General features: G+C 69.7%; 24 protein-coding genes. 16 read left to right on the forward strand and 8 right to left on the reverse strand.

Annotation, left to right across the window (positions count from 1 at the left end; genetic code table 11):
• Nucleotides 1-34: 34 nt before the first annotated feature.
• The 5 genes from mtrA (at nt 35) to hpf (ending at nt 5,707) form a co-directional block, all read left to right on the forward strand.
• On the forward strand, nt 35-715 hold the full coding sequence (gene mtrA / locus ABD197_RS05600) for an MtrAB system response regulator MtrA (protein ID WP_344052447.1): 681 nt from the start codon (nt 35-37) through the stop codon (nt 713-715).
• 73 nt (nt 716-788) lie between these two features.
• On the forward strand, nt 789-2,474 hold the full coding sequence (mtrB, locus tag ABD197_RS05605) for an MtrAB system histidine kinase MtrB (protein WP_344055798.1): 1,686 nt from the start codon (nt 789-791) through the stop codon (nt 2,472-2,474).
• Nucleotides 2,471-4,153 (forward strand): LpqB family beta-propeller domain-containing protein, encoded by a 1,683-nt coding sequence (locus tag ABD197_RS05610; protein ID WP_344052449.1) that lies wholly within the window; start codon nt 2,471-2,473, stop codon nt 4,151-4,153. The genes mtrB and ABD197_RS05610 overlap by 4 nt, the downstream gene beginning before the upstream one ends.
• A 92-nt stretch (nt 4,154-4,245) precedes the next feature.
• Nucleotides 4,246-4,926, forward strand: a complete 681-nt coding sequence (locus ABD197_RS05615; RefSeq protein ID WP_344052451.1) for a ComF family protein — start codon at nt 4,246-4,248, stop codon at nt 4,924-4,926.
• A 124-nt stretch (nt 4,927-5,050) separates the two neighbouring features.
• On the forward strand, nt 5,051-5,707 hold the full coding sequence (gene hpf / locus ABD197_RS05620) for a ribosome hibernation-promoting factor, HPF/YfiA family (protein ID WP_344052454.1): 657 nt from the start codon (nt 5,051-5,053) through the stop codon (nt 5,705-5,707).
• 59 nt (nt 5,708-5,766) lie between these two features.
• On the opposite strand, the gene ABD197_RS05625 is transcribed toward hpf, so the two are convergent.
• The 3 genes from ABD197_RS05625 to ABD197_RS05635 all read right to left on the reverse strand — a co-directional run bounded on the left by ABD197_RS05625 (nt 5,767) and on the right by ABD197_RS05635 (nt 9,559).
• Nucleotides 5,767-7,083, reverse strand: coding sequence for a coiled-coil domain-containing protein (locus tag ABD197_RS05625; RefSeq protein ID WP_344052456.1), 1,317 nt, complete (start codon nt 7,081-7,083; stop codon nt 5,767-5,769).
• A 64-nt stretch (nt 7,084-7,147) separates the two neighbouring features.
• Complete coding sequence (locus tag ABD197_RS05630) at nt 7,148-8,929, reverse strand: DEAD/DEAH box helicase (RefSeq protein WP_344052458.1); 1,782 nt, start codon at nt 8,927-8,929, stop codon at nt 7,148-7,150.
• Nucleotides 8,930-8,968: 39 nt separating this feature from the next.
• On the reverse strand, nt 8,969-9,559 hold the full coding sequence (locus tag ABD197_RS05635; RefSeq protein ID WP_344052459.1) for a PadR family transcriptional regulator: 591 nt from the start codon (nt 9,557-9,559) through the stop codon (nt 8,969-8,971).
• Nucleotides 9,560-9,790: 231 nt separating this feature from the next.
• On the opposite strand from ABD197_RS05635, the gene secA reads away from it, so the two are divergent.
• The gene (gene secA, locus ABD197_RS05640; protein ID WP_344052460.1) at nt 9,791-12,595 is read left to right on the forward strand and encodes a preprotein translocase subunit SecA; all 2,805 of its coding nucleotides are present in this window, start codon (nt 9,791-9,793) and stop codon (nt 12,593-12,595) included.
• Nucleotides 12,596-12,617: 22 nt separating this feature from the next.
• Here secA and ABD197_RS05645 read toward each other — a convergent pair whose 3' ends face one another.
• Entirely contained in the window at nt 12,618-13,076 is a 459-nt protein-coding gene (locus tag ABD197_RS05645; RefSeq protein ID WP_344052461.1) for an Lrp/AsnC family transcriptional regulator, read from the reverse strand.
• Between the two features lie 200 nt (nt 13,077-13,276).
• Between ABD197_RS05645 and ABD197_RS05650 the strand changes: the two genes are divergently transcribed.
• From ABD197_RS05650 to ABD197_RS05670, 5 genes are all read left to right on the forward strand, one after another.
• A complete protein-coding gene (locus ABD197_RS05650) occupies nt 13,277-14,506 on the forward strand; it encodes an ABC transporter substrate-binding protein (RefSeq protein WP_344052464.1) in 1,230 nt (409 codons plus the stop codon).
• Nucleotide 14,507: 1 nt separating this feature from the next.
• Entirely contained in the window at nt 14,508-15,659 is a 1,152-nt protein-coding gene (locus ABD197_RS05655) for an ABC transporter ATP-binding protein (RefSeq protein WP_344052466.1), read from the forward strand.
• 1 nt (nt 15,660) lies between these two features.
• A complete protein-coding gene (locus ABD197_RS05660; protein WP_344052468.1) occupies nt 15,661-16,578 on the forward strand; it encodes an ABC transporter permease in 918 nt (305 codons plus the stop codon).
• A gap of 26 nt (nt 16,579-16,604) precedes the next feature.
• A complete protein-coding gene (locus ABD197_RS05665) occupies nt 16,605-17,420 on the forward strand; it encodes an ABC transporter permease (RefSeq protein WP_344055799.1) in 816 nt (271 codons plus the stop codon).
• A 70-nt stretch (nt 17,421-17,490) separates the two neighbouring features.
• Nucleotides 17,491-18,717, forward strand: a complete 1,227-nt coding sequence (locus ABD197_RS05670) for a pyridoxal phosphate-dependent aminotransferase (RefSeq protein WP_344052470.1) — start codon at nt 17,491-17,493, stop codon at nt 18,715-18,717.
• 24 nt (nt 18,718-18,741) lie between these two features.
• Here the strand turns inward: ABD197_RS05670 and ABD197_RS05675 are convergent, their stop codons facing one another.
• Nucleotides 18,742-19,182, reverse strand: coding sequence for an Rv3235 family protein (locus ABD197_RS05675; protein ID WP_344052473.1), 441 nt, complete (start codon nt 19,180-19,182; stop codon nt 18,742-18,744).
• Nucleotides 19,183-19,311: 129 nt separating this feature from the next.
• On the opposite strand from ABD197_RS05675, the gene ABD197_RS05680 reads away from it, so the two are divergent.
• On the forward strand, nt 19,312-19,911 hold the full coding sequence (locus tag ABD197_RS05680) for a hypothetical protein (protein WP_344052475.1): 600 nt from the start codon (nt 19,312-19,314) through the stop codon (nt 19,909-19,911).
• Between the two features lie 21 nt (nt 19,912-19,932).
• On the opposite strand, the gene ABD197_RS05685 is transcribed toward ABD197_RS05680, so the two are convergent.
• Complete coding sequence (locus ABD197_RS05685; RefSeq protein ID WP_344052477.1) at nt 19,933-20,214, reverse strand: helix-turn-helix domain-containing protein; 282 nt, start codon at nt 20,212-20,214, stop codon at nt 19,933-19,935.
• Nucleotides 20,215-20,312: 98 nt separating this feature from the next.
• On the opposite strand from ABD197_RS05685, the gene ABD197_RS05690 reads away from it, so the two are divergent.
• From ABD197_RS05690 to ABD197_RS05700, 3 genes are read left to right on the forward strand one after another with little or no spacing between them, the layout of a single operon-like run.
• Nucleotides 20,313-20,942 carry an SAF domain-containing protein gene (locus ABD197_RS05690; protein WP_344052480.1) on the forward strand — a complete coding sequence of 210 codons (630 nt, stop codon included), beginning with the start codon at nt 20,313-20,315 and terminating at the stop codon, nt 20,940-20,942.
• The gene (locus ABD197_RS05695) at nt 20,939-22,315 is read left to right on the forward strand and encodes a CpaE/TadZ family protein (RefSeq protein ID WP_344052483.1); all 1,377 of its coding nucleotides are present in this window, start codon (nt 20,939-20,941) and stop codon (nt 22,313-22,315) included. Before ABD197_RS05690 ends, ABD197_RS05695 begins: the two co-directional genes overlap by 4 nt.
• A 9-nt stretch (nt 22,316-22,324) precedes the next feature.
• Nucleotides 22,325-23,812, forward strand: a complete 1,488-nt coding sequence (locus ABD197_RS05700) for a sensor histidine kinase (RefSeq protein ID WP_344052485.1) — start codon at nt 22,325-22,327, stop codon at nt 23,810-23,812.
• A gap of 17 nt (nt 23,813-23,829) precedes the next feature.
• Here ABD197_RS05700 and ABD197_RS05705 read toward each other — a convergent pair whose 3' ends face one another.
• Nucleotides 23,830-24,078 carry a WhiB family transcriptional regulator gene (locus ABD197_RS05705; protein ID WP_018171995.1) on the reverse strand — a complete coding sequence of 83 codons (249 nt, stop codon included), beginning with the start codon at nt 24,076-24,078 and terminating at the stop codon, nt 23,830-23,832.
• Between the two features lie 211 nt (nt 24,079-24,289).
• On the opposite strand from ABD197_RS05705, the gene ABD197_RS05710 reads away from it, so the two are divergent.
• Entirely contained in the window at nt 24,290-24,679 is a 390-nt protein-coding gene (locus tag ABD197_RS05710; protein ID WP_344052487.1) for a histidine kinase, read from the forward strand.
• 3 nt (nt 24,680-24,682) lie between these two features.
• Here ABD197_RS05710 and bcp read toward each other — a convergent pair whose 3' ends face one another.
• A complete protein-coding gene (gene bcp / locus ABD197_RS05715) occupies nt 24,683-25,153 on the reverse strand; it encodes a thioredoxin-dependent thiol peroxidase (protein WP_344052489.1) in 471 nt (156 codons plus the stop codon).
• Nucleotides 25,154-25,175: the final 22 nt, after the last annotated feature.

Raw genomic sequence — 25,175 nt, forward strand, 5'->3', positions numbered from 1 at the left:
CCCCGGCCGGACGCAAAGGACTGAAACGCGCGAGATGACATCACGCATCCTGGTGGTCGACGACGACACCGCCCTGGCCGAGATGATCGGCATCGTCCTGCGCACCGAGGGATTCGACACGGTCTTCTGCGCGGACGGGCTCAAGGCCGTCGACATCTGGCGGGAAGAGCGTCCCGACCTCATGCTGCTGGACCTCATGCTGCCCGGCATGGACGGCATCGAGATCTGCACGCGCGTGCGCGCCGAGTCCGGCATCCCGATCATCATGCTGACCGCCCGCACCGACACGGCCGACGTCGTGAAGGGTCTCGAGTCCGGCGCCGACGACTACATCGTCAAGCCGTTCAACCCGAAGGAGCTCGTCGCCCGCATCCGGACGCGCCTCCGGCCGGCCGCGCAGCCGCTGAACGAGACGCTGCGCATCGGCGATCTGACGGTCGACGTCGCCGCGCACGAGGTGCGGCGCCACGACGAGCCGATCGCGCTCACGCCGCTGGAGTTCGAACTGCTCGTCGCGCTCGCCTCCAAGCCGCAGCAGGTGTTCTCGCGCGAGATGCTGCTCGAGCAGGTGTGGGGCTACCACTACAAGGCCGACACCCGCCTGGTGAATGTGCACGTGCAGCGCCTGCGGGCCAAGGTCGAGCTCGACCCCGACAACCCGAAGATCGTCACGACGGTGCGCGGCGTCGGCTACCGCGCCGGCGCCGTGGTCTGAGGTCGTCGTGCCTCCCGTCGGCGTCCCCGGGACGACCGCCGGCGTGCCGACCGGGACGTTCGCGCAGCCGGTCGTGCAGACTCGTCGCCCGTTGATCGCATGGCGCAACTGGCGTGCCTGGCCCGATGACCTCGCCGGCCTCTGGCGCCGGTCGCTGCGGTTCCGCACGATCCTGGTGACCCTCGCCCTGACGGCGCTCGCGATCCTCGTGGCGTGCATCTGGATGGCGCTCGCGATCCAGAACGATCTGTTCCAGGCCAGGAAAGACCAGGTGCTCGCCGACTCGCAGCGCGCGACCGAAGCGGCGCAGGCGACGCTGGACGCCGCGGCGGTGCAGGGCGACAGCATCCAGATCCAGAACCTCATGACCAGCGTCCGCGACACGCTCGCCGAGCGGTCCTCCACCGACCTGATCGCCGCGTTCCGCATCGACCGGACCCCCTCTCAGCTCGCGCCCCAGGACTTCACCGTGCGGGGGCTCACCGAGGACGTCATCTCCGAAGGACTCCGCGAAGCAGTGCAGTCCTCCGCGAACCAGCAGTGGTGGCAGTCGGTGTCGCTTCCCCTGACGGACGGGCCCGTGCCCGGGATCGTCGTGGGGCAGCAGCTGTCCGTACCGGACGTGGGCGGTTACGAGCTTTATCTGGCATACGACCTCGGCAGCGCATCGCAGACCCTCGGTTTCGTGCAGGCGACCCTGTGGATCGTCGGCATCTCGCTCATCGTCCTGATCGGGGCGATCTCGTGGTTCGTCCTGCGCTCGGTGACGATCCCGATCGGCGAGGCGGCCGACACGAGTGCGAAGCTCGCGTCCGGAGAGCTCGGCGTGCGACTGCCGGTGCGCGGCGAGGACGAGCTGGCGACCCTCGGTCGATCGTTCAACGCGATGGCCGACAGCATCGAGTCGCAGATCAAGGAGCTCGCCGACCTCTCGCTCGTGCAGCAGCGCTTCGTGTCTGACGTCTCCCACGAGCTGCGCACGCCGCTCACGACGATCCGCCTCGCCGCCGACATGATCAACGATCAGCGCGACGAGTTCGACCCGGCCACGGCGCGCGCGGCCGAACTGCTCAACGCGCAGGTGCAGCGCTTCGAGACGCTCCTGACCGATCTGCTCGAGATCAGCCGTTACGACGCCGGGTCGGTGCAGCTCGAACTCGAGCCCACGAGTCTCGCCCACCTGGCAGAAGACGTCATCGGCTCCATGCAGCAGCTCGCCGACCAGCACGGCAGCGACATCCGGCTCGTCGCCCCCGGCGGGTACTCGCCGGTGGAGATGGATCCGCGACGTGTGCGGCGGGTCGTGCGCAACCTGATCGGCAACGCGATCGAGCACGGCGAGGGCAGGCCGATCGTGATCACGGTCGACAGCGACCAGCAGGCCGTCGCGATCGGCGTGCGCGACTTCGGGCTCGGTATGAAGCCCGAGGACGTCGACCGTGTCTTCGACCGCTTCTGGCGCGCCGACCCATCTCGCACGCGGACGATCGGCGGGACCGGCCTCGGTCTCTCGATCGCCCTCGGAGACGCGCGACTGCACGGCGGCGAGCTGTCGGTCTGGTCCGAACTCGGCCGCGGGTCCAACTTCGTGCTCACGCTGCCGCGTCAGTCCGGCCACCTGACGGCCGCCTCCCCGGTGCCGGTCGACCCGGGTGACGACGCGATCGCCGCGATCGATGCGCTCGGGCTCACCCAGCCGATCGAGATCGTCTCGATGGATGCCGCCGCCGAGGCCTCGGGCCGCGGGGGTGCGTCGTGAGCCGGCGGCGCGGCATCCTGTCGGCGTTGCTCGTGATCGGCGCGCTCGTGCTCTCCGCGTGTGCCGGGCTGCCGATGAGCGGCCCGGTGAACCCCGGGCTCTCGGCGGGCGAGGACGCCGGATCGCCGGAGTTCCTGTTCCGCCCCGATGAGCCGCAACCGGGCGCATCGCCGGAGCAGATCGTGGAGGGCTTCATCCGCGCGGGTTCGGGGCCGGGACCGGCCGCGAACTGGGAGGTCGCCCGGATGTTCCTCGCGCCGTCGATCCGCGAGACGTGGAATCCCGAGGCGAGCGTCACGATCGACCTCCCCGATGATCGCGAGTCGATCCCGACGAGTGAGGGGGCGGTCGAGGTCGCGATCGCGTCCGTCGGGAGCGTCGACGGCACAGGCGCGTATCAGCCCGACGCGGGCATCACCCAGCTGTCTTTCCGACTCGCCCAGCAGGACGACGGCGAATGGCGCATCACCGAGGCTCCGGACGGCGTTGTGATCGACCGCGATGTCTTCACGAACGTCTTCCACCGCTACTCGCTCAGCTACTTCGATCCGACCTACCGGTTCCTGGTCCCCGATGTGCGCTGGTTCCCGACGACGAACGCCGCGACGCGCATCACGCGCGCGCTTGTGAACGGATCGCCGAGCTCATGGCTCGCCGATGCGGTGGAGGACGCATTCCCGGAGAGCGTCACGCTCGCGCGTCCTTCCGTGCCGCTGGAGTCCGGCGTGGCCCAGGTGAGTCTCACCCCGGAGGCGCTCGCGGTGGAAGCGACGACGCTCGACCGCATGCAGGCCCAGCTCGAGGCGAGCCTCGCCTCGGCGGGGGTCTCGGCCGTGCAGATGTCGGTGGCGTCGACACCCCTGAGCGCCGAGGCCACGACGACCCAGTCCACGCGCGTGACCGGACCACCGCTCGTGCAGACCGACGCGGGTTTCGGCTTCCTCGCCGGCGACGAGCTGACGCCGATCCCCGGGCTCTCGGACGCGATGGAGCTCGTGGATCCCCTGGCGATCCAGGTCTCCGCCGACCGCGACGTCGCCGCCGTGCGCCTGGTCGGGGGAGAGGTCGCCCGGGTGCCCGCCGAGTCGCCCGTCGCGGTGGTCGACTCGCGTTCCGGCCTGATCAATCCCGGTGTCGACCCGTTCGGCTTCATCTGGAGCGTGCCGCGCGACCAGCCGTCCGCGCTCACGGCGTTCTCGGTGTCCGGCCAGCAGAGCATCGTCGCGGACGCGTGGCCGGCGGCATCCGAAGTCGTCGCGATGGCGATCTCGCGCGACGGCACCCGAATCGCCGCCGTCCTGATCACCGGAGGCCGCTCCGAGGTGTGGGTCGCGGGAATCGTCCGCGGGACGGAAGCCGTTCCCGTGCGTCTGGGCGAAGCTGTTCCGCTCGGTCCGCTCACCGGTTCCGGGACCGCCCTCGCCTGGCTGGACGACACGAGCGTCGGCGTCCTCAGCAGCGAATCCGGCGGTCCGCTGTTCACCGAGCAGCTCGTCGGCGGACCAGCCACGACGATCGGGGCGCCGCAGGGCGCGGCATCCGTCGCGGGGGCGACGTCGATCTCGACGGTGCGACTGCGCACGGACGACGGCGCGCTCTACGTCAAGCGCGGCGCGAACTGGCAGCGCACCGAAAACGGGATCACGATCCTCGCGACGCAGCAGGGCTCTCCGCAGTAGCGCCTCCTCCCCAGCCGGGGCAGGCGCGGACGTTGTGCACATGCCGAGCGGATGCCGCTCCGCGATGCGTCCGTGCGCGGGACAGTTCCGGGATGGGTGATGCGGGTTGGGCGATCAGGACGATGCGCGAAGCACTCGCCGATGCGCTCGCCCTCCTCCTGCCGACCTCGTGCGCCGGCTGCGACGACCCCGACATCGCCCTGTGCGAGCGCTGTGCCGCGGCGCTCGCGCCGCAAGTGGTGCGGCGTCCGGGCGAGGTGCCGGTATGGAGCGCCCTGGCCTTCGCGGGAGTGGCCGCGCGGGTGATCCGCGCCCTCAAGGAGGACGGGCGGACGGGTCTCGCCCGCGACCTGGCGTGCGCCTTGTCCGCGGCCGTGGCCGAAGCGTCGGCATCCGTCCTCGCGTCTGCGCGCGGGGATGTCGTGCTCGTGCCGGTGCCCACGTCGCGCGCCGCCTACCGCCGCCGCGGGTACCGCGTCGTCGACCTCGTCGCCCGTAGCGCGGGGCTGCGCACCGAGCGACTGCTGCGCACCGTCCGTGCGTCCGCCGACCAACGGGCGCTCGGCGCCGAGGAGCGCCGTCGCAACGTCGCGGGCGTCATGAGATCGCGGGCCGCGCCCGGCGTCCGGGTGATCGTGCTCGACGACGTCGTCACGACCGGAGCGACCCTCGCGGAGGCGGTACGCGCCCTGCGCGCGGCCGGAGCCGAGGTGGTCGGCGCGGCGACGATCGCGGCCACGGCGCGACGCTCCGGCGCTCACAGCGGATCCTGACGGGATACCGAGCGCGGACATGGGCGCTTCGCGTGACACCGGGTCCCGGCCGGACTAGCGTGGGGGGCACAAGGCGACTCAGGGTCCGCCCTTGACCGGGTGGACCGGAACAAGGAGGTCAGGGATGGAAACCAGCATCGTCGGCGTGGGAGTGGGTATCACCGATCGCTTCCGCTCGGTCGTCGAAGACAAGGCCGCCCGCATAGAGCACCTCGCTCCGCGCGCGCAGCGTGTCGACGTCAAAGTGACCCATCGCGCCTACCACAACGGCCGGATGGAGGACGACACGGTCGAGCTCACGCTCGCGGGCAAGGGTCCGGTCGTCCGGGCCGAGGCCACCGACGGCGACAAGTTCGCGGCGCTGGACATGGCGGTCGACAAGCTGTGCGAACAGCTGCGTCGCGCGAAGGACAAGCGCGTCGATGCGCGCAACCACCCGCGGGGCGCGAAGTTCGAGAAGGGGAGCGGAGAGCTCTCCGGAATCGACGTGCAGCCGGCCTCGCTGGATGTCATCCGTGCCGTCGCGACAGGGGAGATCCCCATCGTGACCGGCAACGAGGACGAACCCGACTACACCCCGGTCGTGATCCGCACGAAGGAGTTCGAACCGGAGTGGATGTCGGTCGAGGAGGCCGTGGACCGGATGGAGCTCGTCGGCCACGACTTCTTCCTGTTCATCGACGCCCGCACCGACCACCCGAGCGTCGTGTACCGCCGCAAGGGCTGGGACTACGGAGTGATTTCGCTCACGACGCAGAACGCGCCGGTGGCCGTTTCCTGACAGAGCAACGAAACGGGGCGTCCGCGGGGCGCCCCGTTTCGCATGTCCGGGCGAGCGGCTCAGCCGTCGAAGAAATCGCCGAGCAGGCTGCCGATCACCATTCCCCCGAGGATGCCGCCCATCGCGTCACCCATCCCGCCACGGCGGCCGCCGCCCTGGCCGCCCCATCCGGAATCCTGCGGACGGGACGAATCGATGTCGCGCTGGGCGAGGTGCAGCGCCTCGTTCGCGAGGGCGCCCGCCCGCCGTGCGAGGATCATCGCCTCCTCGCGCGTGTCCTCGTCGGTCGTGAGCGGTTCCGCGTCGATGCGCGACCGCTCCGCCTCCGCGAGCCTCGTGCGGGCATCCGCGCCGATCCAGCCGCGATGGCCGGCGATCACATTGCGGGCGACCGCGATCTGACGGTCGGCGTCATCCAGCGCGTGGCGCACGTGCGCGACCGAGGGGATCGGCCGCGCTGCTCGCTCGCGGGCCACCGCGATCGCGGCATCCAGCCCGCTGTTGGCTTCGCGCAGCTGCGACAGCTGCGTGAACGGGTCTGCCTTCTCGCGCGACGGCGGCAGCGCCGCGAGCGCCGCCTCGAGCGCGGCCGCCGCAGCGGTGACCGCAGGAACCTGGGGGGCGTCGCGCGCGGCCACCAGGTCGCCGCGGGAGTCCGCGATCACATCGGCGAGCGTGGACTCGGCGCGCAGCGCCTCGATCTCGAAGTCCTCGATGCCGTCGATGATCGCGGCCGCGCGGCGCACCGCCTCCGTCGCGGTCTCCAGCGCGAGGTTCGCCTCTTCGCGTCGCTCGGCCTCACGGCGGCGGAACGAGACGTCCGCGCTGTGCGCGGCGAAGGTGAGGAGCTGCTCGGCCTCATCGGGTCCGTCGGCCACCTGCCGCAGCGCCGCCGCGCTGTAGCGCTGTGCGAGCCGATCGAGGGTGACACGCGCATGCGGCAGACGCTCGGTGAGCGTCTCGATGTCGACGCGGACCTGCGCGAGGATCTCCGGCGCACGACGCACCCGTTCGATGTCGGCCGCGAGCGCCTCGGTCCGGTCATCGAGCAGCTCTTCCGCCCACTCGCACAGCTGCACGATGCGCGCGTTGCGCGTGCGCAACTCTTCCGGTGTGTCCGGGATCTCGTCGTGGTTCAGCTGGTGCAGGTGGAAGGCCTCGCCCAGGTGCGTGCGCACGGCCTGCAGCGCGTCGCGCACGTCCTTCGTCGGACCCTCGCCGAGCTCCGCGACGGCGAAGTCGAGCTCATCGGCGGTCGTGCGGATGCGCTCGTCGACCGCGACGAGCGAGCTGCGGGCGCGGCGGGCGAGGTCCGCATCCTGCGCATCCAGCGCCGCTTGCTCTTCACGTCTGCGCTTGCCCCACAAACCAGCCATGAATCGATCCTAGGTTCGCGGGGCTGATCGTCCGCTCGGTTTCGCGGTGGGCGGATGCCGGTCCTCAGGCCTCCGGAGACCCCTTGTGCCGCGGCTTCCGCGGCGGACGGTCGTCGCGCGACGGCCGGGTAGGGCGATCGTCCGCGTAGCGACGCCCCGGGGCGCCGGTGTCGGGGCGCAGTTCGATGAGCTTGCCCGAGATGCGGGTGTCCGCGAGCCGGTCCAGGGTCGACGCGGGGAGGTCGGCCGGGAGCTCCACGAGCGAGAAGTCGGGGCGGATCTGGATCGCCCCGAAATCGCCGCGACTCAGGCCGCCCTCGTTCGCGAGCGCGCCCACGATCTGCCTCGGCTCGACGCGCTGGCGCTTGCCCACGGCGATGCGATACGTGCGCATGCGCCCCCCGTCCGGTCGGGGACGCCGCTCGGGGCGGTCATCGCGGTCGAAGCGGCCGGGGCGCTCGCCGCGTTCCGAGCGCTCGCCGACGCTGCGGCGGGGCTCCGGATCGGGCTCGAGCAGCAGAGGGGACTCGCCCTGCGCGACGACGGCGAGCGCCGCCGCGACGTCGACCTCGGGGACGTCGTGGTGCCGCACGTAGTGCGCCACGATGTCGCGGAACCGGTCGATCCGCTCGCTTTCGGACAGCGCCGCGGTGATGCGGTCGTCGAACCGCGACAAGCGCGTCTCGTTGACCTCGTCGACGCTCGGCAGCTGCATCTCGGTGAGCTCCTGCCGCGTCGCGCGCTCGATCGCGCGGACGAGGCCGCGCTCGCGCGGGGTCACGAAGCTGATCGCGTCGCCGGTGCGCCCCGCCCGGCCGGTGCGGCCGATGCGGTGGACATACGATTCGGTGTCGGTGGGGATGTCGAAGTTCACGACGTGGGAGATGCGCTCGACGTCGAGCCCGCGGGCTGCGACGTCGGTGGCGACGAGGATGTCGAGCTTGCCCGACTTGAGCTGGTTCACCGTGCGCTCGCGCTGGACCTGCGCGATGTCGCCGTTGATCGCGGCGGCGGAGTACCCGCGCGCCCGCAGCTTCTCGGCGACCTCCTCGGTCGCGCTCTTCGTGCGCGCGAACACGATCATGCCCTCGAAGTTCTCCACCTCGAGGATGCGGGTGAGCGCGTCGATCTTCTGCGGGTAGGAGACCACGAGATAGCGCTGCGTGATCGTGGCCGACGTCGTCGTCTTCGTCTTGACCGTGATCTCTTCGGGGTCGTGCAGGTACTGCTGCGACATCCGGCGGATCGTCGCGGGCATCGTGGCCGAGAAGAGGGCGACCTGTTTGGTCGCGGGGGTGTCGGCGAGGATCGTCTCGACGTCTTCCGCGAAGCCCATCTTCAGCATCTCGTCGGCTTCGTCCAGAACCAGGTACTTCAGCTCCGACAGATCGAGCGTGCCCTTGTCGAGGTGGTCCATGATCCGGCCCGGGGTGCCGACGATGACGTGCACGCCGCGGCGAAGTGCGGAGAGCTGGACGCCGTAGCCCTGACCGCCGTACACCGGCAGGACGTGAACGCCCTTCGTGTGCGCGGCGTACTTCTCGAACGCCTCGCACACCTGCAGGGCGAGCTCGCGCGTCGGAGCGAGCACGAGAGCCTGCGGCGTCTTCTGCGACACATCCAGACGGTCGAGGATCGGCAGGGCGAACGCCGCGGTCTTGCCCGTCCCGGTCTGCGCGAGGCCCACCACGTCGCGACCCGACAGCAGAGTCGGGATCGTCGCCGCCTGGATCGCGGACGGCGTTTCGTAGCCGACATCGCCGAGCGCCTTCAGAACCGCCTCACCCAATCCGAGATCGGCGAAGGTCAGCGCGGGCGTCTGGGCGGATTCATCGACGGAAGTCACGCTTCAGGTTAGTCCGCGCGGCCGCGCGGCCGCAGGCGATCAGGCGGCGGGCGCCTTCGCCGGCCGCCCGCGCTTCGGACGCTCCGAGGACAACCGCAGGGCCATCGTGTGCGCGGGACGCTCGGCGATGCGCTCCGCGGCGCGATCGAGGAACCGCAGTTCCGCCTCGGCGCGGGCGATCTTCGCGTCGGTCACGATCTCGCGCGCGAGAGCCTCGGCCTCGGTCTCGGCGATCGGCCGGGGGAGGCGTCGCAACGCGTCGAGCCGGCTCTGCGACTGCCGCCGCTCCGCCGCGAGCACGTCCGTGACGTCGACGCCGGGCAGGGTCGCGGCCACCGCGATCTTGATCGCCAGGTCGTCGCGCGCGGGTGCGCCACCGGCGGGATCGGCGAGCCAGGCGTCCACTTCGCGGGATCCGGCATCCGTGATCTCGTAGAACACGTGCCCTTCGGCATCCGCATCGCCCTTCGCCACCAGGCCGTCGCGCTCGAGCCGATCGAGGGTGTTGTAGATCTGTCCGACGTTCAGCGGCCACGCCGACCCGGTGCGACGTTCGAATTCGGCACGCAGCTGATAGCCGTAACAGGGTCCCTGGTCGAGGATCGCGAGCAGGCTCTGCCTCACCGTCATGCCGTGCTCCCGTTCGTCGTGTGCATACCGGGTATGCAGTTCCCGAGTCTAAGCAGGGTCTCGGACACGGCTCGGGATGCCGCGGCCGAGCGTGTCGGCGGGTCCGGGCGGCGCGGCATCCCAGCCCACTCCAAGGTCACAGCCCGATAACATGGCCGTGTATGCCTGCGCGCCTCGCGCGGGGCAGCGGCGGCGCCGAACGGCGACGTACCCGACAGATGGAGATGCTTCGTGGCCAACCCGCTCGAGAAACTGCTTCGCGCCGGCGAGGGACGCATCCTCCGCCGCCTGCAGCAGGTGGTCAAGGCGGTCGGCGCCCTCGAAGAGGATTACGCGCAGCTCACGGACGAGGAGCTGCGCGGCGAGACCGCCGAGCTCCGCGCCCGCCACGCTGCCGGCGAGACCCTCGACCAGCTCATGCCGGAGGCGTTCGCGGCCGTCCGCGAAGCCGCGCGTCGCACGCTCGGCCAGCGTCCGTATGACGTGCAGATCATGGGCGGCGCCGCCCTTCACCTCGGCAACATCGCCGAGATGAAGACCGGTGAGGGCAAGACCCTGACCGCGGTGTTCGCCGCCTACCTGAACGCGATCGCCGGCAAGGGCGTGCACGTCATCACGGTGAACGACTTCCTCGCGTCCTACCAGTCCGAGCTCATGGGCCGCGTCTACCGCGCGCTCGGCATGACGACCGGCACGATCGTGTCGGGGCAGACGCCCGACGTCCGCCGCGAGCAGTACGAAGCCGACATCACGTACGGCACGAACAACGAGTTCGGCTTCGATTACCTGCGCGACAACATGGCCTGGCGCAAGGAGGACCTCGTCCAGCGGGGTCACTTCTTCGCGATCGTCGACGAGGTCGACTCGATCCTGATCGACGAGGCCCGGACGCCGCTCATCATCTCGGGTCCCTCCTCCGGCGAGGCGAACCGCTGGTTCGTCGAGTTCGCGAAGATCGCCAAGACCCTCGAGGCGGGCGTGGACTACGAGGTCGACGAGAAGAAGCGCACGATCGGTGTGCTCGAGCCCGGCATCGAGAAGGTCGAAGACTACCTCGGCATCGACAACCTCTACGAGTCGGTCAACACGCCGCTCATCTCGTTCCTGAACAACTCGATCAAGGCGCTCGCGCTGTTCAAGCGGGACTCGGACTACGTCGTCATGAACGACGAGGTCATGATCGTCGATGAGCACACCGGCCGCATCCTGGTCGGCCGCCGTTACAACGAGGGCATCCACCAGGCGATCGAGGCGAAGGAAGCGGTGCCGGTCAAGGCCGAGAACCAGACCCTCGCCACCGTGACGCTGCAGAACTACTTCCGCCTGTACGACAAGCTCTCCGGAATGACCGGTACCGCCGAGACCGAGGCGGCGGAGTTCATGTCGACGTATCAGCTCGGCGTGGTCCCGATCCCGACGAACAAGCCGATGATCCGCAAGGACCAGTCCGACCTGGTCTACAAGAACGAGCAGGCCAAGTTCGATCAGGTCGTCGAGGACATCGTCCAGCGCCACGCGAAGGGTCAGCCCGTGCTGGTGGGCACCGTGAGCGTGGAGAAGAGCGAGTACCTCTCGCGGCTCCTGGCGAAGAAGGGCATCAAGCACGAGGTCCTCAACGCGAAGAACCACGCGCGCGAAGCCGAGATCGTCGCCCGCGCGGGGCGCCTGGGCGCCGTGACGGTCGCCACGAACATGGCCGGTCGAGGCACCGACATCATGCTCGGCGGCAACGCCGAGTTCCTCGCGGTGCAGGAGATGAAGGCCAAGGGCCTCGACCCGGTCGAGACCCCCGACGAGTACGAAGCCGAATGGGATGCCGTCTACCAGGGCACCCGCGACACGGTCGCCGTCGAGGCGACAAAGGTCGTCGAAGCCGGCGGGCTCTACGTGCTCGGAACCGAGCGGCACGAGTCGCGGCGCATCGACAACCAGCTCCGCGGACGCTCGGGTCGTCAGGGTGACCCCGGGGAGAGCCGCTTCTACCTCTCGCTCACGGACGACCTCATGCGGCTGTTCCAGTCCGGCGCCGCAGAGGCGATCCTCGCCCGCACGAACTTCCCCGACGACGTCGCGATCGAATCCGGCATGGTGAGCCGTGCGATCAAGAGCGCGCAGTCCCAGGTGGAGGGGCGCAACGCCGAGATCCGCAAGAACGTCTTGAAGTACGACGACGTCCTGAACCGCCAGCGTGAGGCGATCTACTCGGACCGCCGCCACATGCTCCAGGGCGATGACATCGCCGACCGCGTGCAGCACTTCATCGAAGACGCGATCAACGCCGTGATCGACGACCACACCGGCTCGGGGCACACCGAGAGCTGGGACTTCGACGCCCTCTGGACCGAGCTGAAGACCCTCTACCCGGTCGGCGTCACGATCGACGAGGTCGTCTCGGAGGCCGGGACGAAGGGGCGGATCACGCCGGAAGGCCTCAAGCGCGAGATCCTCTCCGATGCGCTCATCGCGTACCGCAAGCGCGAGGAGAGCCTCGGCGAGGCGGCGACGCGCGAACTGGAACGTCGCGTGGTGCTGCAGGTGCTCGACCGCCGGTGGCGCGACCACCTCTACGAGATGGACTACCTGAAGGACGGCATCGGCCTGCGGGCGATGGCCCAGCGCGACCCTCTCATCGAGTACCAGCGCGAGGGATACCAGATGTTCCAGGCGATGATGGGGCAGATCAAGGAGGAGTCGGTCGGCTACCTCTACAACCTCGAGGTCGAGGTGCGCCGCGCGGAAGGGCAGACGGAGGCCGCCGAAGTCGAGGCGAAGGGCCTCGCGGTCACTCCCGTCGAGGGGCAGCGCCTGCAGTATTCCGCCGCGAACGACGCCGGCGAGGTCGAGGTGCGCAACGACCGGGGCCAGGTGCAGCAGGCGGCGACGAACAGGCTCCGTCAGGCGACGGCATCCGCCCCCGCCGCGTCGGCACCCGTCGCTGAGGCGCCGCGCGGCGCGTTCGGTCAGCGCACGGAGGGCGCCCCCGCCGCCGTGCCGCAGAACCGCGCGCAGCGCCGGGCCGCCGACAAGAAGAAGTGATCGACGAGGGGACGCGCTTTCGTCAGCGCGTTCCCCAGTCGTACGACTGCTTGCGCAACCCGAGGTAGACGAAGGTCTCGGAGGAGATCACTCCCGGCAGGGAGCGGATCCGGCTGTTCAGAAGCTCCACGAGGTCGTCGTCGGACTCGCAGACGACCTCGGCGAGGATGTCGAAGCTGCCGGCGGTCAGCACGAGGTAATCGACCGCGGAGATCTTCTCCAGCGCCGCCGCGACCTCGCGCGTATCCCCGCTCACGCGCAGACCGATCATCGCCTGGCGGTGGAAGCCGAGCTGCATGGGGTCCGTGACCGCGACGACCTGCATCGCGCCGCTGTCGGTGAGCCGTTGCACCCGCTGGCGCACGGCGGCCTCGCTCAGGCCCACGGCTCGACCGATCTCCGCGTACGAGCGCCGCCCGTCCTCCTGCAGCTGCTCGATGATCAGCTTCGACAGCGCGTCGATCCCGCCGGCGTGTGACATGCAGCGATCCTGGCACCGCGGGCGCCTATGGGCAACGCTCCGCGACGGAAACCGTCGCTCGGTGTCATTCGGGCCACTGATTCATGTGAAAGTTATGTTTCGATGTGCGGATTCCGTTCCGAAATCCGGGGGTGAAGTGGCAGTATCGGTTCACCCGCCGTCGTGTGAGCGACGTACCCGCATCCCCTGAGGAGTGCTCCATGCCCCGTGGACCCCTGCCCGAAGACCCCGCCGTCCGCGCGCTCATCGCGCACGCGCGACAGGCACAGATCAGTCGTCGTGGGCTGATCGGCGGAGCCGGCGCGCTGTCGCTCGCCGCTTTCCTCGCCGCATGCTCCGGACGCGTCGGCGGGTCCGCGCCCGCCGCGTCGGCGAGCGCCGGCGAGGACCTCTCGGCGTCGCAGAAGACCCTGACCTGGGCCAACTGGTCGTTCTACCTGGACGAGGACGACGACGGCAACCACCCGACGCTCGATGCGTTCATGGAGCAGACCGGCCTCACCGTCAACTATGACGTCGCGATCGACGACAACAACACGTACTTCGCCAAGGTCCGCGACCAGCTCGCCCTCGGGCAGGACATCGGCGCGGATGCCGTCTGCCTCACCGACTGGATGGCGTCGATCTGGATCGCCTCCGGCTACACGCAGGCCTTCGACAAGGCGAACATGCCGAACGCGGCCAACCTCAACCCGAGCCTGCAGAACCCCGACTTCGACCCGGGCCGGGCGAACTCGCTCCCGTGGCAGTCGGGCTTCGCCGGGATCGCCTGGAACAAGGACAAGCTTCCGCAGGGCCTGCAGAGCATCGACGACCTGTGGGCGCCGGAGCTGCAGGGCCGAGTCGGCGTGCTCAGCGAGATGCGCGACACGATCGGGCTCATCATGCTGAGCCAGGGCGTCGACATCTCGGGCTCCGGCTGGGGCGACACCGAATTCCAGAACGCACTCGACGTCTTCGCCGAGCAGGTCTCGAACGGGCAGATCCGCAACATCAAGGGCAACTCCTACGCGGACGACCTCAAGAACGAGGACACCCTCGCGGCGATCGTGTGGTCGGGGGACATCACCGCGATCAACTACGAGGTCGGCGACAAGTTCGCCTTCGCGCTGCCCGACTCGGGCGGCACGCTCTGGAGCGACAACTTCATGATCCCGATCGGCTCTCAGCAGAAGACCAACGTCGAGAAGCTCATCGATTACTACTACGACCCGGCGGTGGCGGCCGAGGTCGCCGCGTGGGTGAACTACATCACCCCGGTCGCCGGTGCGCAGGAGGCGATGGCCGAGATCGATCCGGAGCTCGTCGAGAACCAGCTCATCTTCCCGAACGAGGAGACGCTCGCCCAGGCGCACATCTTCCGCACGCTCACGAACGAGGAGCAGCAGAAGTACAACTCCGAGTTCGAGGCCGTGGGTCTCGGCGCCTGAGATGGCACAGGGAGCATTCGCCGAAGCGGGCGCCGATCTGCAGCTGCAGGGGATCCGCAAGGTCTTCCCGGGCTTCACGGCCATCGAGGAGCTCGACCTCCTCATCCCCGCCGGGTCCTTCTTCGCCCTGCTCGGTCCTTCCGGCTGCGGCAAGACCACCACGCTCCGCCTCGTCGCGGGACTCGAGGATCCGTCCGAGGGGCGCATCCTGATCGGCGGGCAGGACGTGACCGCCGTCAAGCCCCACAAGCGCCCCGTCAACACCGTGTTCCAGAGCTACGCGCTCTTCCCGCACATGACCGTCCTGGAGAACGTCGCGTTCGGGCTGCGCCGGCGGAAGGTCTCGGATGCCGTGCCCAAGGCGCACGAGGCCCTGCGGCTCGTCGAGCTCGATCATGTCGCGGAGCGCCGTCCGAGCCAGCTCTCCGGCGGACAGCAGCAGCGCGTCGCCCTCGCGCGCGCGATCGTGAACCGTCCGGCCCTGCTGCTGCTGGACGAGCCGCTCGGCGCCCTGGACCTGAAGCTCCGCCGGCAGATGCAGCTGGAGCTCAAGTCGATCCAGGCCGAGGTCGGTCTCACGTTCCTGCACGTCACGCATGACCAGGAGGAGGCCATGACGATGGCCGACACCGTCGCCGTGATGAACCACGGGCGCATCGAGCAACTCGGATCGCCGCAGGAGCTGTACGAACTGCCGCGCACCGGCTTCGTGGCGAACTTCCTCGGTCAGTCGAACCTGTTCCCCGCCGAGGTGGAGTCCACCGCCGGCGGCCTGCTCACGGCACGCACCGCAGGGGGTGTCGTCGCCCTCCCGGAGGAGCGGGCCGTCGCCCGCACCGGCCGCATCACCGTCGGCATCCGGCCGGAGAAGCTGCGGCTCCTCGGAACGGAGCCGCCTCGCGACGGGCTCGAGAACGTCCTCGGTCCCGGGCGCATCGTCGACGTGTCCTTCGCGGGGGCCAGTACGCAGTACATCCTCGAGATCTCGGGCCTCGGCGAAGTGACGGTGTTCGAGCAGAACCTGGTCTTCGGCTCGGTCTTCTCCCCGGGCTCGGAGGTCTGGGTCGCATGGCGACGCGAGCACACGTTCGGTTTGGATGCCGCCGCCCGCGACGAGGCCGCGGAAGCGGATCTCACAGCCGAGGCCGGCTGACATGGCGATCTCGGCGCTCGTCCCCGCCGGAGCGCAGGCGGCGCGCGAACCCGAACGGCGACGCGGGGGACTGGTCGCCCTCGCACTCCTCGTTCCGGGGCTCGCTTACCTCGCGCTGTTCTTCCTCGTCCCGTTCGTCTCGCTGCTGATCACGTCGTTCGGCATCAACGACACCGCGACGTACGGCGGCTACTACTACGCCTTCTACTGGCAGAACTACGTCGACGTCATCGCCCAGTACTGGCCGCAGTTCCTGCGCTCGTTCTGGTACGCGCTGCTGGCGACCGTCTTCGCGCTGCTGATCAGCTACCCGATCGCGTACTTCATCGGTGTGACGATCCGCGAACGCAAGCTGCTGCGCAACCTGCTGCTGGTCCTCGTGATCGCGCCGTTCTTCATCTCGTTCCTCCTGCGCACCCTCGCGTGGAAGCAGATCCTGTCCGACGAGGGACCCGTCGTCGGAGTGCTGCAGGTCGTCGGTCTCATGGGCCCGCAGGATCACATCACGGGCACGCCGTTCGCCGTCGTCTTCGGCCTCACCTACAACTTCATCCCGTTCATGACGCTGCCTCTGTTCGCATCGCTGGATCGGCTGGACAAGAGATTGATCGAAGCGGGGAGCGATCTGTACTCCGGCAACGCCAGCACGTTCTGGAAGGTGACGTTCCCCCTCTCGCTGCCGGGCGTCATCTCCGGAACGCTCCTGACCTTCATCCCCGCGGCGGGCGACTACGTCAACGCGAGTCAGTCCTTCCTCGGAGGTCCGGGAACGGCCATGATCGGCAACGTCATCCAGTCGAAGTTCCTGATCACGGTGAATTACCCGCAGGCGGCCGCGCTGTCGATCCTGCTGATGGCCGTCATCGTGGTGATCGTCGGGCTCTACGTGCGCCGCGCCGGAACGGACGATCTGCTGTGAGTGCCACGCAGACCAGCACCGTTCAGATGCGCCGAGCCGAGGCGCGCCGCCGACGGCCGATCGGCTCGTGGCTGCTGCCGCTCTACGTGACCGTCGCCTTCGTGATCCTCCTGATCCCGATCGTGTACACGTTCGTCTTCTCGTTCAACGACGCGAACCGTTCGAACATCTCGTGGAACGGATTCACCCTGCAGAACTGGCTGACCGTGTGCGCGCAGCCCGAAGTGTGCGTCGCGTTCGGCAACAGCATCCTGGTCGGCCTCGTCGCGACCGTGATCGCCACGACGCTCGGCACGATGATCGCCCTCGCGCTCGTGCGCTACCGATTCCGCGCCCGCAGCTCGATCAGCCTCCTGCTGTTCCTGCCGATGGCCACGCCGGAAGTCGTGATCGGTGCGGGGCTCGCCGCGCAGTTCCTCACGATCGGCGTCGCGAAAGGCCTCGTCACGATCATCATCGCCCACACGATGTTCTGTCTGAGCTTCGTCGTGGTGACGGTGCGCGCGCGCGTCCTCTCGCTCGATCCGGCTCTGGAGGAGGCGGGGCGCGATCTGTACGGCTCGCCGCGAGAGGTCTTCTGGCGGATCACATTCCCGCTGCTGCTCCCGGGCATCGTCGCGGCCGCGCTGCTGTCGTTCAGCTTGAGCTTCGACGACTTCATCATCACGTACTTCACCTCGGGCACGGTCCAGACCTTCCCCGTGTACATCTACGTCGCCGCCCAGCGCGGCATCCCTCCGCAGGCCAACGTGATCGCCTCGGCGGTCTTCCTGATCGCGATCGCGGCGACGCTCGTCTTCCAGATCGTCTCCGCGCGCAGAGCGAGCCGCCTGCGCCGGTGAGCGCGGACCGGGGTGCGGGCAGGCCACGACCCGGCGATTGGCCGCACCCGGTTCGCATTATCCTGAACCGATGAGCCCTCTCCGCCCTCTCGACCAGTCGAGCAAGCTCAAGGACGTCCTCTACGAGATCCGCGGACAGGCCCTCGTCGAGGCCGATCGCCTGGAGAACGAGGGTCACACGATCCTCAAGCTCAACACCGGGAATCCTGCCGTCTTCGGGTTCGAGGCGCCGTTCCAGATCGTGCGGGACATGATCGAGGCCGTCCCCCACGCGCACGGGTACAGCGACAGCCGCGGCATCATGTCCGCGCGGCGCGCCGTGGTGTACCGCTACGAGCAGGACCCGACCTTCCCCTCCTTCGGTCCCGACGACGTCTACCTCGGAAACGGCGTGTCCGAGCTGATCACGATGGTCATGCAGGCGCTCCTGGACGAGGGCGACGAAGTGCTGATCCCCGCGCCGGACTATCCCCTGTGGACCGCCATGACGAGCCTCGGCGGCGGGACGCCGGTGCACTATCTGGCCGACGAGCAGAACGGGTGGCAGCCCGACCTTGAGGACATCCGCGCGAAGGTGACGCCGCGGACGAAGGCGATCGTCGTCATCAATCCGAACAACCCCACCGGTGCGGTCTACTCGCGCGAAGTACTCGAAGGCATCGCCGAGATCGCGCGGGAGAACTCCCTGCTCGTCCTCGCGGACGAGATCTACGACCGCATCCTGTTCGACGACGCCGTGCACATCCCGATGGCCTCGGTCGCCCCCGATCTGCTCGTCCTCACCTTCAACGGGCTCTCCAAGACCTACCGCGTGGCCGGCTATCGCTCGGGCTGGCTCGTCATCACCGGCCCGAAGGACCACGCGCGAGGATTCATCGAAGGCATCACCCTCCTCGCCTCGACCCGGCTGTGCCCCAACGTCCCGGCTCAGCATGCCGTGCAGGCGGCGCTGTCGGGGGTGCAGTCGATCGATGCGCTCATCGGGCCCTCCGGCCGACTCCACGAGCAGCGGGATGCCGCCTGGCAGAGTCTCGAGGCGATCCCGGGTGTGACCTGCGTCAAGCCGCAGGGAGCGCTGTACGCCTTCCCCCGGTTCGACCCCGACGTGTACGAGATCCGTGACGATGCGAAATTCGTGTACGACTTCCTGGTCGCCGAGCACGTGCTGCTCGTCCAGGGAACCGGTTTCAACTGGCCGACGCCGGATCACGTCCGCATCGTGACGCTGCCCGAGGCCCGCGTGCTGACCGAGGCGGTCGAGAGGCTCGGCAACTTCCTGTCGTCATATCGGCCTTAGCCCCGAGGGCGCCGGCCGGCGAGGTCAGAGGATCGCGAGGGACGTCGCGCGCCAGCGACCGTCCAGGCCCTCCAGCCGGACCGCGACGCTGCGGGCGCGCGCTGCGCCCTGCACCACGACGACCGCCTCGATCACCCCGTCGGCGGGGGAGGACCGGTGCACCGACAGCAGGGAGTACACCGGCCGGATCGCCGCGACGCCGCGTGCGCTGCGGGCCCGCGCGGCGAGGTTCGCCCGGGTCACGAGCGCTCGGTAAGCATCTTCGGTGAGCCACCGCACGAGCTGGTCGACTTCGCGCACGCCGGCGAAGACCTCGAGGACGCCGATCGTGATGTTCCGCAGGAACGGCTCCGGATCGGGAAGCTGGACGGAGGAGGTGCGCTGGGGCGCGAAGAACTCGGAGAGTTCGTAAGCGCCGGGGGGCACGGCTTGTGCGCGGGGGATGCGCGACGGCGACGCTGCCATGGGAGCCAATCTGACCGGGGGATGTCTTGAGGGGAATTAGAACATACGGCTCCTTCACAGGAACAGACTCGGAGCGAGCCTGTGGACAACTTCTCATCCGGTCGTGACCAACTGCCCTACGCTCTCGGGGTGCGCTGGGAGAACTTCTTCGACGACCTGGAGGGTCAGCTCGCCGCGGAGTGGGAGGCCGAGCGTGCGGCGCTCGACACCGAGGCGGAGCGTCTGCGGCTGTCGCGCGTCGCGCTCCGGGAGCGGCTGTCGGTGCTGATCGATCGGGAGCGAACCGGCGGTGTCCCCGCGTTCGAGATCGTCGACGGCACCGTGCTGTCGGCGGAGGTCACCGGTGTCGGATCGGACTGGGTCGCACTGGACGGCGGGACCGCGGGAGCCGTGGTCGTGCCCGTCACGGCGATCGCCTCGATCGCTCTTCCGCACGAGGACGTGCTGCGCAGCGCCCGCCCCGCCGCCGGCCGGACCGGGCTGTCGGAGCGCATGGGTTTCGGCTTCGTCATGCGCGACATCGTCCGCCGGCGCATCACCGTCACCGTTCATCTCACCCACGGTCGCGTGCTGTCGGGGACGATCGACCGGGCCGGAGCCGAACATCTCGACATCGCCCTGCACGAGCCGGGCACCGTGCGCAGGGCGGCCGAGGTGACCGGCCACCGGCTCGTGCCGTTCTCGTCGATCGGATGGGTGCGCCTGGACGGCGCGGCGGCGCTGCGCTGACGTCGTGCGTGGGGATGCCGGTCAGTCGGCGTTGCGGACGATCCCGGTTCCCCACAGCTCGGGGAAGCTCGCCTCGTTCGACTGACGCCAGAGCGCCATCCGGCGGGCCTCCTCGGCCTGCTCGTCGAGGTACGCCGCGACGCTCGCCTCGTCGATCCGCCAGCGGGCGGGAGAGCCCACACGCATTCCGCGCAAGCGCGCCTTCTCGACGAGCTCCATGACCTCGTCCACCGAGACGCCCAGCACTTCAGCCACCTGCGCGGGCGCCAGCAGGCGCACGTCGGAGGTCGGAATCTCGGGCATGAGCCCATTATGGAGGCTCCGTCCTGTGGCGGCTCCGGCGCCACACCCGCTGTGGATAACCGAGACGGCGATCTTGCGGTCTGGGTCACGATGGTGTCATGACCATCGCCGACGCCCCACGTCCTCGTCCGCGCGCGTTCTGGGGCGATATCAGGTTCTTCCTCGGGATCGTCCTGGTGATCGCGTCGGTCGCCGGTGTCTGGTTCGTGATCTCGGCCGCCCGCCAGACCGCTCCCGTGTTCGCTGCCGGCCGCACGATCGTTCCCGGCGAAGTCGTGTCGGCGTCCGACCTCCGCGTCGTCGATGTCGCCCTCGGCCAGGTCGGGGATGCCTACCTGCAGCCCGAGGCGCTGACCGACGGTCTGGTCGCGACGCGGACGATCCCTTCGGGAGAGCTCGTGCCGCAGAGCGCGGTCGGCGCGGCCGCCGAGTCCCGGACGACCAGCGTGGTGCTCAGGAGCGCCGTCGACGTCCCGGCATCCGTCGAGGCGGGATCGGTCGTCGAGGTGTGGGCGGCCCCCCTCGTGGAGCCCGGGACGTACGATGTCCCGCGGATCCTGGTCGCGGACGCCACCGTGGTGTCGGTCACGCGGGACGACTCGATGATCGGCGGCGGTTCGGCCGCGCTCGAACTCGTGATCCCGAGAGCAGATGTCGCGGCGGCGCTCGAGGCGATGGCCGATCAGTCCGCGCTGTCGGTCATCCCCTCGGACGGGTCCTCGCGATGAGGGTGGTCGTCGCCGTCGACGAGCCGCACGGCGGCGACCTCGCGACGGCGCTCGAACTCGAAGGCCTCGACGTCGTCGCCGTACTTCCGGCTGCGGCCCTCGCCGCCGACACGGCGGAGACGGCGGAGCAGGACCGCGCCGCCCTGCGCGGCGCGGGCCGTTCCGGAGCCGGGGAGGCCGCGGCGATGCTGTTCGCAGCGGATGCGGTCGTCCTCGAGATCGGGCGGCGCACGATCACCGCCGCGCTCGTGGCCGCGTGCGACCGCGCCGCGGTGCGGATCCTCCCGCTGTCCTCCGGGAGTGACGGTGAGCGGATCGCGCGGGAGTTCGGGCTGGAGTCGCCGGTCGCCGTGGACGTCCCGGCGTGGCAGCTCGCCGAGCGTCTTTCGGCATCGCCGCGGGCGGCGGCTGTGCGCGCTGATTCGTCAGAACGCGCGTCGACCGCCCCCCGCGTCATCGCCGTCTGGGGACCGGCCGGGTCCCCAGGGCGCTCGACCCTCGCCGTCGAGCTCGCTGTCGAACTCGCCCGCGGCGGACGCCACATCGGCCTCATCGACGCGGACTCCCATGCTCCGTCGCTCGCTCTCGCACTCGGACTCGCCGACGAGGCGCCCGGGTTCGCCGCCGCCTGCCGACACGCCGAGCTCGGACGCCTGGACCCGCGCGAACTCACCCGGATCAGCGCACCGATCGCAACGCCCGGCGTCGACGTCCTCACGGGGTTGAACCGCCCGTCCCGCTGGCCCGAGCTGAGCGGACCGCGCGTCGACGCCGCGCTCATGGTCTGCCGCGAATGGGCCGACCACACCGTGGTGGATGTCGCCGCGCCGCTCGAGCGCGACGAGGAGATCATGAGCGATCTGGACGGACCCCGGCGGAACGCCGCCACCCTCGCGGCGCTGCGGGCCGCTGATCTCGTCGTGGCCGTCACGTCCGCTGATCCGCTGGGCATCTCCCGCTTCCTCCGCGCGCACGCCGACCTGCGTGCCACGATCGGCGCGACGCCGGTGGCCGTCGTCGCCAATCGACTCCGCCCCGGTGCGCTCGGCATCGACGCGCGCGGGCAGGTGCGTCGCACGCTCGAGCGGTTCGGTGGGATCGAGGACGTCTGGTTCGTCCCCACGGACGCCCGCGGAGCGGATGCCGCGCTCCTCGCGGCCCGACCGATCGGAGAGATCGCGCCGCGATCGGCGATCGCCGTCGCGGTGCGGCGCTTCGTCGGCGAGGCCGTGGTCCCCGTCCCGACCGTGCAGCGCGGCATCCGTCGCTCTCGTGGCCCGCGGGCGGCGAGCGGCTCCGATGCGGGGGACGCACCGCCGCGCGGGCTCCGCCGTCGGGACGCCGTGGCCACGGCGGGGCGCGCCCGCCGGTAGCCTGAAGGGGTGTCGACCCTCAGCGATCTCGTCTACGCCCAGGGGCGGTCCAGCGAAGCCGACGTGGAGTGGCTGCACCGGCTCGCCGGAGACGGTCAGCTCCTCGCCGACCTCGCCTTCGCCGACATCGTGATCTGGGTGCCCACGGCTGACGACTCGTTCGTCGCCGTCGCACACACGCGGCCCGGAGGTGCGGCGACGCTCTTCTACCGCGACATCGTCGGCGACCGGGTGCGGCCGCAGTGGCGCACGCAGGTGCGCGACGCGTACGACTCCGGACGCATCGTCGACTCCGCGTCGCCGGACTGGTTCGAGGAGACGCCCACGCGCGTGCGCGCGGTGCCGATCGTGCGAGCCCGAGGATCGGAGCAGGCGCTCACGATCGGGGTGCTGACCCGCCACACGAACCTCGGTGAAACCCGCACGCCGTCGCGGCAGCAGATCACCTTCAACGACTGCGCGGATGACCTGTTCGGGATGATCTCGTCGGGGGAGTTCCCCGATCTGTCCGCCCCGACTGCTCCGCGGCGCGGCGCTCCGCGCGCGTCGGACGGACTCGTCAGGCTCGACGTCGACGGGGTGACGACGTTCGCGAGTCCCAACGCGCTGTCGGCGTTCAACCGGATGGGCTTCGACGACGAGCTGGAGGGCGAGTCGCTCAGCGAGGTCACCACGCGCATCCTCTCGGACAAGCGCGAGTTCGACGAGTCGCTCCCGCTCGTGGTCACCGGACGCGCCCCTTGGCGCACCGACATCGAGGCGCGCGGGGTCACCGTGTCGCTGCGGACGATCCCGCTCCGCGACCACGGCTCCCGTATCGGCGCGATCGTCCTCTGCCGCGATGTGACGGAGCTGCGCCATCAGGAGCAGGAGCTCATCACGAAGGACGCGACGATCCGCGAGATCCACCACCGCGTGAAGAACAACCTGCAGACCGTCGCCTCGCTCCTGCGCATCCAGGCCCGTCGCTCCCACTCCGAGGAGGCGCGCGAGGCGCTCACACAGGCGATGCGCCGCGTCGCCGCGATCGCGGTGGTCCACGACACCCTGTCGGAGGGGCTGTCGCAGACCGTCGACTTCGACAACGTGTTCGACCGGGTGCTCAAGCTCGTCGCCGAGGTCGCCGCGGCTCCCAACACGCGTGCCCGCACGCGCTCATCGGGGAAGTTCGGCACGCTCCCCAGCGAGTACGCGACCCCGCTCGCCCTCGCGCTGACCGAGCTCGTGACGAACGCCGTCGAGCACGGCCTGGCGGGCAAGGAGGGCGACGTGGAGATCATCGCCGAACGCGGCGCCGAGAACCTCGCCGTCCGCGTACGCGACACCGGTTCGGGGCTTCCCGAGGGTCAGGTCGGACGCGGGCTCGGCACGCAGATCGTCCGGACGCTCATCCAGGGCGAACTGGGCGGCACCATCGACTGGCACACGCTGATGGGCAGCGGCACCGAAGTGACGATCGACATCCCGATGCGGTACATCGAGCGCGACCGCGGCTGAGCGGCTCTTGGCCGGTATCAGGAAGCGCGTCGTGCGCGCGCGGCGCGGCGCTTGAGCGCGCGTCGCTCGTCCTCGGACAATCCGCCCCACACGCCCGAGTCCTGACCGGTCTCAAGGGCGTACTGCAGGCAGATCTCGGTCACGGTGCAGCGGGCGCACACCGACTTCGCCTTCTCGATCTGGTCGACGGCGGGTCCGGTGTTGCCGACCGGGAAGAATAGCTCCGGGTCGACGGTCAGGCAGGCGGCCTTATCGCGCCAGTCCATGGTGGTGCTCCTTGATGATGATCGGGTGGTCAGAGCCCGGATTCGGGTCCGATACCCTGTGGGAGATGCGAGTTATGCTCGCCCCACCTCGCTGTGGGAGCACACGGCTTTCTCCATCGTCCCACAGCGCCCGACGTGAATCAAGGGTTCCCGTGATCGGGCCGGGTGCGCAGATGCTGAGTGCCGCCCATCGGAACAGGAGCACGAACCCATGCCCACCCATCCGTCGGCACGCATCGCCGCCGTGCTGCTCGCCCTGGAAGCAGCCGCGATCATCGCGCTCGTCCTCTGGCAGGTGGCGGCGCTCGCGGCGGGCGACACCGAGTCGCTCGAGAGCGCGATCGCCCTGGTGGTGCTCACCGCCGTCGGGGCGGTGGCCGTGCTGGCGTTCGCCGTCGCGACGTGGCGCGGGCAGTCCTGGGGACGCTCCGGCGGCATCGTCGTGCAGCTGCTCATCCTCGCCGTGGCGCTCGGGGCGGTGACGGGGGCGTACGCGGATGCCGCCGCCGGGCTCGGCCTCGCGGTGCCGGCGATCGTGACTCTCGTCGTGCTCGTGATCGCCGTGCGCGCGGCGGGACGCGGCGGCGCGGCATCCGAATGAGGGCTACACCCCGATGAGGGACCGCACTCGCGCGACGTGCCCCGTCGCCTTCACGTTGTAGAGCGCCTGCTGGATCACGCCGTCGGCGTCGATGACGAACGTCGAGCGGATCACGCCCTGGTACGTCTTGCCGTAGTTCTTCTTCTCACCCCACGCGCCGTACGCCTCGAGCGCGGTGCGGTCGGGGTCGCTCAGGAGGTCGTACGTGAGTCCGTCGCGCTCACGGAAGCGACGGAGCTTCTCGGGCTGATCGGGTGAGATGCCGAGCACCGTGTACCCGGCGGCCTGCAGAGGCGCGAGGCTGTCGCGGAAGTCGCACGCCTCGGTCGTGCATCCGGGCGTCATCGCTTCGGGATAGAAGAACAGGACGACACCGTGACCGCGCAGCCCGCTCAGGCTGACGGGCTTCTCATCCTGATCGAGGAGGGTGAAATCGGGGGCGGGGGTACCGGGTTCCAGGACGTGGGCGCTCATTCCCCCAGGATACGAAATCCGG

This window comes from Microbacterium lacus (genome assembly GCF_039531105.1).
Lineage (GTDB): Bacteria > Actinomycetota > Actinomycetes > Actinomycetales > Microbacteriaceae > Microbacterium > Microbacterium lacus.